The sequence below is a fragment of the Actinoallomurus acaciae genome (assembly GCF_042429965.1).
In the GTDB taxonomy this organism is placed as follows: domain Bacteria; phylum Actinomycetota; class Actinomycetes; order Streptosporangiales; family Streptosporangiaceae; genus Actinoallomurus; species Actinoallomurus acaciae.
The window spans coordinates 19,929-32,039 of the sequence record NZ_JBHLZP010000028.1 but is presented as its reverse complement, the minus strand read 5'-3'; the positions used below and the strand labels follow the sequence as shown (position 1 = coordinate 32,039).

The following is a 12,111-nucleotide window of genomic DNA, read 5'->3' as shown; positions in this document are numbered from 1 at the left end:
GCCGCCCTCGGCCTCGACCAGCGACCGGTAGAGCACCTGCCACTCCCGGTCCCGGCCACGCCGACGGGCCCGCGGCGGCCGGAGACCCGCGGCCGCAGCACCCGGAGCGGACGTCGGCCCGTCCGCCGGGAGACGAGAGGCCACGGCACCAACGTACCTGGTCAACGCCCTGCCGCCCGGCGCGGCGAGGGAAACGAGAACACGGTGGTCACCCCCTCCGGCGAAGGAGGACTCCATGGCCGGACGAGACGAGGGCTCGGTCTCGGAGATCCCCACGGAGGGGCTTCGCGGAGTGGTGCTCAGGGCCGCTCGGTGCCGAGGTGGCCGGTCATGGCCGCCGGATGCGTCCGCAGGCGAGGCCGGGGAGGTGACGCCAGCCGAGCGTCTGGATCAGGCCGGCCACGTCGGGCGGAAGGTTGTCCAGGACCAGCCGCCGGCCCGGTGAGGTGCGCAGGGCGTAGGTGACCAGGAGGCTGAGGATGCCCAGGTCGAGGAAGCGCACCTCCGCGAAGTCCAGGTGCGCGTCGGCGGTGGCGCGCCCGACCGAGGTGAGCGCGGTCAGCAACGGCTCCTGACGTGCGGTGTCGAGTTCGCCGGCAAGCCGCAGGCCGTCGGGGGCGTGACTGCGGGTGATGCGCAGGACACCGTCGTCGAACTCGGGGTTGGCGGTCACCTGGAGCCGGTGGGAGCCGGTCAGCGCCCTGACCTGGTCGGCAGGACAAAGACTGCGGTCGAGCTGGCAGATCGCCATCACGGCGGTCTCGGCCGCGATGGCTTCGGCGAACCGTGCCTCGCAGGCGAGCATCAGCGGGTACGCGCCGGGCTGGCGGAACGCCCAGCTCATGTCGGTGGTGAGCCGGACGGCGGGATATCCCTGCTCGGCGGCCTCGGTGATCTCCCGGCTGATGACCGCGAGCATCCGTTCGGGGTCGAAACGGCCCTGGGACAGGCAGACCGCGCCGCTCGGGATGACCCGTAACTGCCCGGTACGGGCGAAACGGTCGGCGTCGGGACGGCCGCCGAGCCCGGGAAGCCGGCGATGGCCTGTCTCACCCACGTAGATGACCTTCTGGCGGGCGGCCAGGCCGTCCTGGAGGAACGGCCCGATGACCTGCGCCTGCTCCGCGCCCGATGCGAACGGGAACGCGGCATGGTCACCCGGCCGGATCTCGCCCACCGGTTGTGCCGTAATGCAGGTTCCCATTTGCAGTCCACAAAGTAGTCGTCCGGCTACCTCACGTGAGTGTACGCCGAGCCCCCGCCGGCCCTGGGCGACTCGGCTCGACGCGGATTTTCGGCCTGGTCGTCAGACGTCTGAGGTCACTGGAAGGAATGGGCGTCCGATCATCCGGGCGTCCCTATACGACGAATAGGGCCGTCGACGGACATCTCCACGAGCACCCCGGCCACTCCGGTACGGCCCGGTCGCCCCAGGCGGTCGTCCGTCGAGCGGGCCTCCCCCTGTCCGTCCCGGATGGTCAGTGGGGCACGGCGCGGACCAGCGGGAGGAACACCAGGTCGACGATCTCCGCGATCGTCTCGTCGGAGACGGACGCCGGCCCGCGCATCGTGAACTCGTCGCGGAGCAGGGCCGCGGGAACGGTGGCGACCCGGGGCACCAGGGACTCCGGGCGCGCCTCGCCGCGGGCGACCGCGCGCGCCAGCAGGATCAGCATCGTTCCCGGTTCGCTGCGGTTGAAGTCCTCGCGCAGCCTGGTCATCAACTCCGGGTCGCGGCGCGCGTCCATCATGAGGCCGCGCAGCACCTCGGCTCCGGACGGGGAGGCCAGCCGATCGGCGACCGAGCGCAGCAGCCCGATGACGTCCGACCGAAGGTCGCCGGTGTCCGGGGGGCCGTCCGGCTGGGCGACCATCTCGCGGTAGGCCGCCAGCGCCAGCGAGGTGCGGCTGGACCAGCGCCGGTAGATCGCCGTCTTGCTGGTGCCCGCCCGGGCGGCGACCCGGTCCATCGTGAACCCCTCGTAACCGCGTTCGGTCAGCTCTTCCACGGCGGCGCGCAGGACGGCCCGCTCGACCTCTTCGCCTCGCCGTCGCGTGCGCCGCGTCGTGCCGTCGGCGTCCGCCTCCGGGCCGCGAGACTCCTGCCGCATGCGCACCGTCCTTGTAGTCGGAAAGTACCTTGCCGTCGTTTCAGGGGCATGTTAGCGTCCACTCGCTAGGTACCGCTAGTACTCTAAACTGTCATCGCGGTACCTTGGTGAGCCTGACACGAGTCCCCAGATTGGAGCGTCATGGCCATTCGTCTCGCCCTCGCCGGCGTGCTGCTGATCGTCGTCGGAGTGATCGATCTCGGCGGGTACAGACTGATCACCGTCTCACTCGGCGTGCTCGCACTCGTCGCGTCCGGGATCGCCTGGATGACCGCGCGAAGGAGGACCGTCCAGTGAGCGAGCGGACCGACGAACACGGCGCGCCCGGCGGGCCCCTGCCCGCAGGGAACCGGCGGGCGGCCGTGGTGTGGAGCGTGGTGGTCAACGGCGCCGTGCCGCTGCTGGCCTACCTGCTCTGCCGTCCTTGGCTCCCCGGCGACGTCAGCGCCCTGGCGATCGCGATGGCCGTGCCCGTCGCCGGCACCCTTGTCGTGTTCGCATGGCGGCGCCGGATGGATCCCATCGGCGTCATCGCCGTGCTCGCGTACGGCGTCGCACTGGTCGTCGCGCTGCTGTCCGGCGGCGATCCGTTCGTCCTCAAGCTCCAGGAGGCCGTCGTGACCGGACCGCTCGGCCTCATCCTTCTCGTCTCCGCGGCCGTGCGCCGGCCGGCGCTCCTCCTCGCCGTCCGCCTGGCGAACCGCCGTGCCCACGGGCCGGAGAGCCCCGGCGTGGAGCGGCGCCGCCGCCACGCGTCCACCGTGCTGACCGCGATCATGGGCGGCACCCTCGTCGTCCACGCCCTGACGCTGACGATCCTGGCGCTCACGCTCACGACCGCCCAGGTCCTGGCGGTCTCCCGCCTGACCGGACTCGCGGTCCTCGCGCTCGGCCTGCTCCTCCTGCTCTGGTACCGCGGCCGGCTGCAGAGCGCCGCCTCCCATCACACGGAGACCCGAGGAGATCCCCCATACGCGTCCTCACCCGCGGGCGGAACCGGACGCATGAGCGGATGATGGACGCGCGGTCCCGCCGAGGCGGTGCGTGAGCCGAGCGCCACGTGCCGCCCTCTAACGGCGGAGGACCCACGGGTTCAGCGCGCGGACGGCGAGTCCGCCACGTCGGCGTGCGGAGGCCCCGCGAGCGACGGCTCCGTCCGCAGGCGCTTGTCGAACCGGATCATCGCGCCCTGAAGGGGGCGGCTCTCGATCCGCAGGTTCTCCGCCAGGGCGCCGATGATCTGCAGGCCGCGTCCGTGCTCGGCGGTGGCCACCTGATCGGCCTGGACCCGGTTCAGCAGTGCGGAGTCGAATCCGCGGCCGGTGTCGACGACCTCCACCGCGCAGCGCGAGTTCGTCAACTGGACCCGGACCTCGTACTCATCGCTCGGGTCGGCGTGCTGGATGACGTTGGCGCAGGCCTCCCCCAGGGCCAGCGTGATGTCGTCGCGGATGTCTCTCGCCACCTCCAGCGCGGCCAGGGAGGCGTCGAGGACCTCCCGGGTGACGCGGACGGTTTCGGCGTCTCTGGGCAGGCACAGCACGAGCGAGACCTTCACGAGCACTCCCCACGGTCGAGACTTCCCATCGGCCCGGAGACGTACCCTCTCCGGCGAGGTGAAACGGCGAATGCCGGGAGAGACGACCGCACCGCCACCCGAGCACACCTCGCGTGATATGTCCTGAATGTCCCGGTGTGGGCGCGGTCGGCGGGGTACGTCCTGCGGTGAGACCCCAGAGGCACCGGGAGACGACATGCCCAAGACGACCAGGAAGGGCACCGCCAAGCAGAGCGAACTGCCCGGCACGATCAGACGGTCCGACGCGAAGGCCCAGCGCACGTTCGCCAAGGCCCACGACTCCGCGGTCGCGGAGTACGGCGAGGGGCAGCGGGCGTACCGCGTCGCGTACAGCGCGCTCAAGCACACGCACGAGAAGGTCGGCGATCACTGGGAGCCCAAGAACGAGGGCGCCAAGGGCCCCTCGGACGAGCGGGCCGAGGGCGGGCGCCACACGTCGGCGCCGTCGGCCGGCGGCGTCGACGCGAACGCCTCCAGGCAGCACCTGTACGACCTCGCCAGGCGGATGGACGTCCCCGGCCGGTCACGGATGAGCAAGGGCGAGCTGGTCCAGGCTCTGCGGAACGCCAATGACCGCGCCACCGCCAGGGCACGCGCCTGACCGCGGCCGTACACGCCACGCCGGTCCACGTCACCCCGGCGCGAACTCCAGCGATGCGCAACATTCACCCCATCGCCCCCGGACCCCTCGTCATGTTCTCTGGCCGATCCGGGCTCACGGCGGCCTCCCTTCACCAGCGACCTCACCGGACATGACTCGGCTTGTGAGGATCCTGTAACATGAAATTTATATAGTTCGCTAATGCAAGTTGGCGGAAGGTGATCAACAAGCTACGTGTCGTAGGGGATCGACTGCCTGTTGGAGGTTGTATGTGTGGAATCACCGGGTGGGTGTCGTTCGAGCGTGACCTGCGCGCCGAACGGGCCACCGTCGATGCGATGACCGAGACCATGGCCTGCCGCGGTCCGGACGACCGGGGCACCTGGATCACGGACCATGCCGCTCTCGGACATCGCCGGCTGGCGATCATCGACCTGCCGGGCGGCCGGCAGCCGATGACCGTCGACACCCCGAACGGGCCGGTCGTGATGGTGTACTCCGGCGAGGCCTACAACTTCACCGAGCTCCGCGACGAGCTCACCGGCCGCGGGCACCGGTTCCGCACCGACTCCGACACCGAGGTCGTGCTGCGCGCCTACCTCGAATGGGGCGACGCGTTCACCGAACGACTCAACGGCATGTACGCCTTCGCGATCTGGGACTCCCGGGAGAACCGGCTCGTCATGGTCCGCGACCGGATGGGCATCAAGCCGTTCTACTACTACGAGACCGCCGACGGCGTGCTGTTCGGCTCCGAGCCCAAGGCGATCCTGGCCAACCCGCTCGCCGAGCGGACCCTGACCCTCGACGGCATGCATGAGCTGTTCGCGTTCGTCAAGACGCCCGGCCACGCGATCTGGGAGGGCATGCGCGAGGTCGAGCCCGGCACCATCGTCACCGTCGGCTCGAACGGCCTGCGCACCACCCGCTACTGGACGCTGCGCACCCGCGAGCACACCGACGGCCGGGCCGCCTCGGTCTCCCACGTACGGGAGCTGCTCGAGGACATCGTGCGCCGCCAGCTCGTCTCCGACGTGCCGCGGTGCACCCTGCTGTCCGGCGGGCTCGACTCCTCGGCGATGACGGCGATCGCCGCCCGGCAGCTCGCCGAGGCCGGTCAGACCGTCCGCAGCTTCGCCGTGGACTTCGTCGGCCAGACCGAGAACTTCATCCCCGACGACCTGCGCGGCACGCCCGACACGCCGTACGTGCACGACGTCGCGGCGCGGTCCCGCACCGAGCACCAGGACATCGTCTTGAACTCCGACCAGCTCGCCGACCCGGAGGTGCGCTCCAAGGTCATCCGGGCTCGTGACATCCCGGCCGGTATGGGCGACATGGACGCCTCGCTGTACCTGCTGTTCAAGGCCATCCGCGGGCACTCGACGGTGGCGCTGTCCGGTGAGTCGGCCGATGAGGTGTTCGGCGGCTACCAGCAGTTCTTCGACCCCGAGGCCCAGCGCGCCACCACGTTCCCCTGGCTGGTGCGGTTCGCCAACCACTTCGGCGACGACGGTGGCATCCTCGCGCCCGAGCTGGCCAAGGTCATGAACCTGCGCCGGTACATTCAGGAGGCCTACGACACGTCCGTCGCCAAGATCGAGCGCCTCGACGGCGAGAGCGACTTCGAGTGGCGGATGCGCAAGGTCTGCTACCTGCACCTGACGCACTTCGTGCGGATCCTGCTCGACCGCAAGGACCGCGCCTCGATGGCGGTCGGCCTCGAGGTGCGCGTGCCGTTCTGCGACCACCGCCTGGTGGAGTACGTCTACAACACGCCGTGGTCCCTCAAGACCTTCGACGGCCGGGAGAAGTCGCTGCTGCGCGGCGCCGCCCGCGACGTGCTGCCGCAGTCGGTGGTGGAGCGGGTCAAGTCCCCCTACCCGTCCACCCAGGACCCCAAGTACGCGGTGAAGCTGCAGGACAACGCGCGGGAGTACCTGTCGATGCCGGGTCACCCGGTGTTCGACATCGTCAGCCGCGACTGGCTCACCCACGCGGTCGACGCCGACACGCCACAGATCACACAGGCGTCTCGACACGGTCTCGAACGCACGCTCGACCTGGCCCTGTGGCTGGACATGTACAAACCGACGCTGAAACTATCCTGAGCATGACCGCGAGGACGGTGAGTGCCGACGAGACGCTGGACGTCGTGATCGCGATGCATCGCCTCATGCGCCGCCTCCGCCGTGCCGGTCACAACGGCACGGTGCACCCGACCCAGCTCATCGTCCTCGCGCTGCTCAACCAGTACGGACCGCTCCGCATCGGCGAACTCGCCCGGCGGGTGCCCTGCTCCCAGCCGACCGCCACCACCGCGGTGGCGGGCCTGCTGTCGGCCGGGTTCGTCGATCGCGAGGCCGACCCCACCGACGGCCGCGCGACCCGTGTCGCCGCCACCCCGGCGGGCCTGGCCATCCTGCGGTCGTTCGCGCACAGCGAGGCCGAGGTGCTCGCCGGGCTGATGTCGGAGCTCCCGGAGGACGACGCCCGGCTCGTGATCTCGGCGGCGCCCGTCTTCGGCACCCTCGCCGACCTGCCGGTCGTCGACCCGGTTCCGGACGACGACGGGTCGCTGTGACCCGCGGCCACCACGGCGTCGGCGGTCCCCGGCGAGGAGGACGGTCATCCGGATCGGAATGAATCCGCCAGACTGTTCCCGTGTCGGGATCACCATTGATCGAACGCAGCGTGTTCAGGTTGGTGGCGAGACTTTTCAAAGAGCCGCGTGAGCTTTCGGCCTTGCGGCCACCGGCGGGGCTGCGGGTCAAGGGCGAGCGGTTCGGGTATGTCGACGGCAACGGGACTCGGCGCTTTCGTTCCGACGGCGAGGGCGCGGCCTACGGCGGGAAGTACCTCGACGGCACCTACCGGAGCCTTTCTTCCGAAGGCCGCCACGCGGCTCGCGAGTACTCGCGTGACGGGCGCCCGTACAGCTACATACTTCGCGTGAAAGACCCACAGGCCGAACTCGATCGGATGCTCGGCGTCCCCCGCGACCGCCAGGCGCTCATCACGACGTTCGGCAAGGTCCCGACACTCGATGACGTCTACGGCAGGATCGCGATCCTGGACGGTTCGTTCCGGCCGTTGCCCGAGGGGCTGGAGGCGTTGCGCGGCATCAACTCGATCGACTACGTCAAGGGCTACGACGGCGCCGACCCCGAATCCCTGATCGGGCTGACGCATACCGATGACGGATACACCTCGACGTCGCTGGGCCGTACCGTCGTTCCCACGACCCCTCATCCGATCCGTTATGTGGTGCACCTCGATATTCCGCGAGGCCACCCCGCCCTGTGGATCGGCCGGCACGCCATCCACCCCGAGCAGCGCGAGCTGCTCCTGCCTCGGAAGGTCGGCTACACCTTCACCAACGTGGTCCCGCGCGGCGACGGCACCTACGACCTCTTCGCCGACGTCCACCGCGGGGGATCAACGGGATGACATGGAGGCGGTTTCCCTTGGTCGTGCAGTTCTCGTCATCGAAGGCACAGGGTCCCATCCGGTACGTTCCCGTGACCCTGCTCGGCAAGGTGATCGGCTTCCTGTGGGCCTCGGGCCAGGACGACAAGGCCCACTACGAACGCCGGCTCGGCACGGACGGTGACAGCTTCGACGCGGCGGTGACCTGGTCCAGACGCATGAACGAGGCGAAGGAGGCCGGGCTGACGCCGCTGGGCGCGATGCGCCGCTGGGCGGGAACACCGCCCGACGCCCGAGCCGGCCTGATAGCGGACGCCGAGCCGGACGAGGCCCCGTCGTACGCGGCGTTCACGCAGATGGCCAACCCCGGATACACCGACCCGCGTGAGGATCTTCCGCCGCGAACCGAACATCCGGTTCACTATGTGCCGGTGGTCCGGGCCGGTCGTGTGCTGGGCTTCCTCTGGGCGTCCGCCGAGGACGAGAACGCCTCCTACCTGCCACGGCGGGACGCCGGGCGCGAGGGCATGGACGCCATGACGCCGTGGATGGACCGTCTCCGTGAGGCGCGGGACCGTGGCCTCACGCCCCGCCAGGCCCTCCTGCACCGGGCGGGGTCGCGCGAGGACGCCGTGGGCGGCGCGATCCCGGCCGACGCCACCGAGGACGAAGCACCGGATCTGGAGACCCTCCGGCGGCGTGCGGGATGGCCCGCGACCCCGATCCGCGCGTCATAGGCCCCGGCGCCTCCCCCGGGGAGGTCAGTAGCCGGTCACCGGGGGCCAGCGGAGCTCCACACCCGACCGGACGAGCAGACGCTGGTAGTCGGACAGCATCTCCTCCTTCTCGCGGACGGCGTGCGGCGGCATGTCGCGGTCGAGGCAGAACGCCGCGAGGGTGCCCGCCGCCTCGCCGATGTTCCACTCGACGGGGTGCAGGCGGTAGGCGCCGTTCGTGATGTGGGTGGTGCCGATGTTCTTGTTCGCCGCCAGGAGGTTGTCCACGCGCTGCGGGATCAGGGCGCCCAGCGGGATCTCGAACGGCGAGCAGCCCACGTCGATGTAGTTGTCGCCGCCGGTCGACGGGTGCAGGTCGATCCGGTACATCCCGATGCCCACCGAGTCGTCGTAGGAGACCGCTCCCCGGTCGCCGCGCAGGGCGAGCGCGATGTCCTGCTCGGGGACGGTGTAGAGCGCGCGGATCCGGCGGGACTCGCGGATGTACGGCGCCTGGGCGAGGCCGCCCGCGCCGCCGCCGACGTCGCCGCGCAGCCGCAGGCCGGGATGGCCGGTGCCGCCGTCCGGGCGCGGCGCCTCGGTCTGCATCCAGTACAGCACCGACCGGGAGAGTTCGCGTGCGGCCTCGACGTGCCGGTCGGCGTCCGGCACGTCGATGATCGAGCCGTCGAAGTAGTCGATCATCGGCCAGTTGACCAGCGTGATGTCGCTGGCGTAGGCGCCGTCCTCGAAGTTGCGGCGGGCGGCGATCCGCCGGAACGTCCACAGGTCCATGTCGCCGCCGGGTCGCTGCAGGTCGCCCAGCACCCGGGTCGGGTCCTCGTCCGGGTTCGGGGTGAACGAGCGCTCGACCGGCTTCAGCGTGCGGGGGGTCGGGGCGCGCCACGACAGCAGGCGGCCGCCCCAGAAGGGAGGCCGGTACTCCCGCCAGTAGTCGTACGTCGCCGGGCGCTCGATCGTGTGGTCGCCGTCGACGTGGTCGATGGCGAAGCAGACCGAGATGGCCTGCATGTTCTGCGGCTGGGCCTCGTCGGGGGCGCTCGGCTCGCCGGTCTCGGCGCGCGACTCGAAGCCGGTGACGTACTCGGTGCCGGTCAGCGGCAGCAGTTCGCCGGTCTCGGTCGCGTCCAGGACGACCCGGGCGTGCACGGTCGTGCGTGCGCCCGTGTCACGGTGCGCCAGCGTGACGGCGCTCACACGGTCGCCGTCGACGTCCGCGCCCACCGGCCGGTACGGCTGCAGCACGCGCAGCCGGCCGGAGCCGCGGTACGGCGCCAGCATGGACTCGATCACCGCGAGGGCGACGCGGGGCTCGTGGCAGAGCCGGCTGACGCAGCCGGCGCCGGGGTTGAGCTCACGCCAGGCGCGGGCCCGCCCGGTCAGCGGGTAGTGGCTCCGGTAGTAGTCCCGGATGCCGTCACGCAGGGCGCGGTAGGAGGCCGTGACGCCGAGGCGCTCGACCCAGGGGTGTTCGTCCGGGGGAACGGCCTGGCTGGTCAGCTGCCCGCCGAGCCAGTCGCACTCCTCGGTGAGGACCACCGGGGTACCTGCCCTGAGCAGTGCCAGGGCGGCGGCGACGCCGCCCAGCCCCCCGCCCACGACGAGGGCATCGGTATGCATCTCCATTGGGGGATCAGACTTTCTTGGACCGCGGTCACGGCGGCGCTCGCGGCTCCGGGGAAAGAGGGAGACCCGCGCGGCCGAAAGGAGGGCGTGTGCCGCGATCATGGGGGTGGGGTCAGTTACCTCTCCCAGGTTATCTGATCCACATCGATGCAGGTGAAAGGCCATTTTCCGGCCGATCACCGCCGACGCGACGGCCCGCGCCGGTGTCCGGGACCTCGGGCTCCCGAGGCACGGGCCACGGACGCCGGTGACCGCTCCTGCCGCCGGTTCCGGCCCGCCGTCGACGGCGGTTCCCGGTTCGGCCGTAACTCGCGCAGGGCACAATGTTCCGTCTGACAGCCAATGGTCGGCGAGAAAGGGACCCTGCATGAAGTGTCCGGCATGTGAGAACGACGTCCCCTCGGGTCGGTCCGCCTGCACCTGGTGCGGCGCGCCGCTTCCGGCGGCGGGCGAGCGTCCCGGGCCGGAGCCGGGCTCGCTGTTCCGGCCGCTGAAGGACCCGGAGCCGCAGGCCGGCCCGTCGAACCCCAAGACCGAGCCGCTGCCGATCACCGACTGGGAGACGACCGGCGAGCGGCCGGCGATCAAGCCGCAGGAACCGTCCCGGACCTCCTATCCGGTCGCGTCGCCGGAGCCGCCCAAGACCTTCGGCGCGGCGCCGACACCGGAGCCCTACGGAGACCTCGGCCCGTACGGCGCGCCGAACCCGTTCGGGTCTGCGGGGCCCGTACCGGATGCCGCTGCGGGAACGGGCTCGACGCCGCCCCCGGTCGACGCGGCCACGCAGAACCTCGGCCCCATCGCGGGCGGTCCCGGCATGGGCGGTCCTCCCCTGGGCGGCCCCGTCACGGGCGGTCCGATGGCCGACCCGGCGCCGTACGGATATCCGCCGCTCGCCGGTGAGCCGGGAATGCCGGGAGGGCCGGGAGACGACCGCGGCGGGAAGAGCCGGAGGACGCTGCTGCTGGCCTGCGGCGTCGCGGCGGTGGTCGTGCTCGGCGGCGGTCTGATCTACGTCCTGACGCAGGGGCTCCCCGGGTCGGACGACAACGGCACGCAGACGGCCGGCGCGAAGGCGGGCGCGGGGACCGCCGCCCAGCAGGCCGCCGCCGTCGACCAGATCCTCAGGTCGGGCAAGACCGCGCGCGGGCATCTGCCCGCTCCCCTGCGGACCTGCGACGACGTCGCCGCGGGCGTCTCCGGCTTCCAGCAGGTCGTACAGGACCGCCGGCAGGAGCTGTCCCAGTCCAAGGCGCTGAAGGTCGACCGGCTGCGGAACGGTGCACGGCTCCGGCGTTCGATGATCAACGCGTACCAGAGCTCGCTCAGCGCCGACCAGGCCTACCTCGCCTGGGCGCAGGAGGTGCAGGCGCGCGGCTGCGGCGGCCGGATCGCTCCGCTGACGGCGCACTACCGGGCCGCCATCGCCGCCAACGACAAGGCCGGCCCGGCCAAGCGCCAGGTGGCCAGCCTGTGGAAGCCCATCGCGAACAGCCAGGGCCTGCCGACGTACGTCTGGAACCGCCTCTGACCAGGCGGAAGTCCCCGCCGGACCGGCCGGTCAGCCTCCGGCGGGGGCGCCGCTCACCGTCAAGGTCGGCAAGGGGGCGGGCTTGTCCGGGTGCGGCTTCAGCGGTGGCAGCGGCGGCACGCTGCAGTGGTGGTTGTGCGCGCACGGATCCGCCTGGCCCGCGCCGGAGTCGCGCGTGGTCGAGTGCGCGGATCTCGGACGCGACGCCGACGACGCCCGCGCCGTGACGGCGTGGTGCCGTCTCCTGGTGCGGCGCGGCGTCGGCGGGGGTGTCGAGGTGGGTGTCGGCGTCACGACCGGGTCCGGGGACACCGTGGTCCGTCCGGCCACGGTGTGCGTGCGGTGCCCGCCGAAGGCGGTCAGCCCCGCCGCCACGGCCACCACCGCCACCAGGAGCACGCCTGACAAGATCATCCAGCGCTTCGTCATGAGAGAACCCCGGATCTCGATCGCCTGAGAAGGAACGCTTACGGCACGTCCCGCGGACGAGGCGTGGT

At 71.2% G+C, this 12,111-nt stretch carries 13 protein-coding genes; 9 read left to right on the top strand and 4 right to left on the bottom strand.

All coding sequences use genetic code 11. From position 1 onward, the window contains the following. Positions 1 to 328 precede the first annotated feature (328 nt). Together ACFFNX_RS06280 and ACFFNX_RS06275 are read right to left on the bottom strand one after the other, a co-directional pair. The gene (locus ACFFNX_RS06280) at positions 329 to 1,177 is read right to left on the bottom strand and encodes an MEDS and STAS domain-containing protein (protein WP_378196597.1); all 849 of its coding nucleotides are present in this window, start codon (positions 1,175 to 1,177) and stop codon (positions 329 to 331) included. Between the two features lie 301 nt (positions 1,178 to 1,478). Further along, entirely contained in the window at positions 1,479 to 2,111 is a 633-nt protein-coding gene (locus ACFFNX_RS06275; protein ID WP_378196594.1) for a TetR/AcrR family transcriptional regulator, read from the bottom strand. Positions 2,112 to 2,252: 141 nt separating this feature from the next. On the opposite strand from ACFFNX_RS06275, the gene ACFFNX_RS06270 reads away from it, so the two are divergent. Together ACFFNX_RS06270 and ACFFNX_RS06265 are read left to right on the top strand one after the other, a co-directional pair. After that, a complete protein-coding gene (locus tag ACFFNX_RS06270; protein WP_378196591.1) occupies positions 2,253 to 2,408 on the top strand; it encodes a hypothetical protein in 156 nt (51 codons plus the stop codon). Next, positions 2,405 to 3,127, top strand: coding sequence for a VC0807 family protein (locus tag ACFFNX_RS06265; RefSeq protein ID WP_378196588.1), 723 nt, complete (start codon positions 2,405 to 2,407; stop codon positions 3,125 to 3,127). Before ACFFNX_RS06270 ends, ACFFNX_RS06265 begins: the two co-directional genes overlap by 4 nt. A gap of 77 nt (positions 3,128 to 3,204) precedes the next feature. Here ACFFNX_RS06265 and ACFFNX_RS06260 read toward each other — a convergent pair whose 3' ends face one another. Continuing rightward, on the bottom strand, positions 3,205 to 3,669 hold the full coding sequence (locus ACFFNX_RS06260) for an ATP-binding protein (protein ID WP_378196585.1): 465 nt from the start codon (positions 3,667 to 3,669) through the stop codon (positions 3,205 to 3,207). Between the two features lie 196 nt (positions 3,670 to 3,865). On the opposite strand from ACFFNX_RS06260, the gene ACFFNX_RS06255 reads away from it, so the two are divergent. From ACFFNX_RS06255 to ACFFNX_RS06235, 5 genes are all read left to right on the top strand, one after another. Continuing rightward, entirely contained in the window at positions 3,866 to 4,291 is a 426-nt protein-coding gene (locus ACFFNX_RS06255; protein WP_378196582.1) for a ChaB family protein, read from the top strand. A 269-nt stretch (positions 4,292 to 4,560) separates the two neighbouring features. Continuing rightward, positions 4,561 to 6,402: an asparagine synthase (glutamine-hydrolyzing) gene (gene asnB / locus ACFFNX_RS06250; protein WP_378196579.1), complete on the top strand. Its 1,842-nt coding sequence runs from the start codon at positions 4,561 to 4,563 to the stop codon at positions 6,400 to 6,402. A 2-nt stretch (positions 6,403 to 6,404) separates the two neighbouring features. Then, entirely contained in the window at positions 6,405 to 6,875 is a 471-nt protein-coding gene (locus ACFFNX_RS06245; RefSeq protein ID WP_378196576.1) for a MarR family winged helix-turn-helix transcriptional regulator, read from the top strand. 161 nt (positions 6,876 to 7,036) lie between these two features. Then, positions 7,037 to 7,741: an ADP-ribosyltransferase gene (locus tag ACFFNX_RS06240; protein ID WP_378196573.1), complete on the top strand. Its 705-nt coding sequence runs from the start codon at positions 7,037 to 7,039 to the stop codon at positions 7,739 to 7,741. A gap of 71 nt (positions 7,742 to 7,812) precedes the next feature. Further along, a complete protein-coding gene (locus ACFFNX_RS06235; RefSeq protein WP_378196570.1) occupies positions 7,813 to 8,457 on the top strand; it encodes a hypothetical protein in 645 nt (214 codons plus the stop codon). Positions 8,458 to 8,481: 24 nt separating this feature from the next. On the opposite strand, the gene ACFFNX_RS06230 is transcribed toward ACFFNX_RS06235, so the two are convergent. Then, positions 8,482 to 10,083: an FAD-dependent oxidoreductase gene (locus tag ACFFNX_RS06230; protein ID WP_378196567.1), complete on the bottom strand. Its 1,602-nt coding sequence runs from the start codon at positions 10,081 to 10,083 to the stop codon at positions 8,482 to 8,484. Positions 10,084 to 10,450: 367 nt separating this feature from the next. Between ACFFNX_RS06230 and ACFFNX_RS06225 the strand changes: the two genes are divergently transcribed. Continuing rightward, positions 10,451 to 11,614 carry a hypothetical protein gene (locus tag ACFFNX_RS06225; RefSeq protein ID WP_378196564.1) on the top strand — a complete coding sequence of 388 codons (1,164 nt, stop codon included), beginning with the start codon at positions 10,451 to 10,453 and terminating at the stop codon, positions 11,612 to 11,614. An 82-nt stretch (positions 11,615 to 11,696) separates the two neighbouring features. Next, entirely contained in the window at positions 11,697 to 12,071 is a 375-nt protein-coding gene (locus ACFFNX_RS06220) for a hypothetical protein (protein WP_378196561.1), read from the top strand. Positions 12,072 to 12,111: the final 40 nt, after the last annotated feature.

Excerpts from the sequence above, each read along its gene's own strand:
- ACFFNX_RS06225 (WP_378196564.1), top strand. The coding sequence starts at position 10,451 with ATGAAGTGTCCGGCATGTGAGAACGACGTCCCCTCGGGTCGGTCCGCC.
- ACFFNX_RS06275 (WP_378196594.1), bottom strand. The coding sequence starts at position 2,111 with ATGCGGCAGGAGTCTCGCGGCCCGGAGGCGGACGCCGACGGCACGACG.
- ACFFNX_RS06230 (WP_378196567.1), bottom strand. The coding sequence starts at position 10,083 with ATGGAGATGCATACCGATGCCCTCGTCGTGGGCGGGGGGCTGGGCGGC.
- ACFFNX_RS06255 (WP_378196582.1), top strand. The coding sequence starts at position 3,866 with ATGCCCAAGACGACCAGGAAGGGCACCGCCAAGCAGAGCGAACTGCCC.
- ACFFNX_RS06270 (WP_378196591.1), top strand. The coding sequence starts at position 2,253 with ATGGCCATTCGTCTCGCCCTCGCCGGCGTGCTGCTGATCGTCGTCGGA.
- ACFFNX_RS06245 (WP_378196576.1), top strand. The coding sequence starts at position 6,405 with ATGACCGCGAGGACGGTGAGTGCCGACGAGACGCTGGACGTCGTGATC.
- asnB (WP_378196579.1), top strand. The coding sequence starts at position 4,561 with ATGTGTGGAATCACCGGGTGGGTGTCGTTCGAGCGTGACCTGCGCGCC.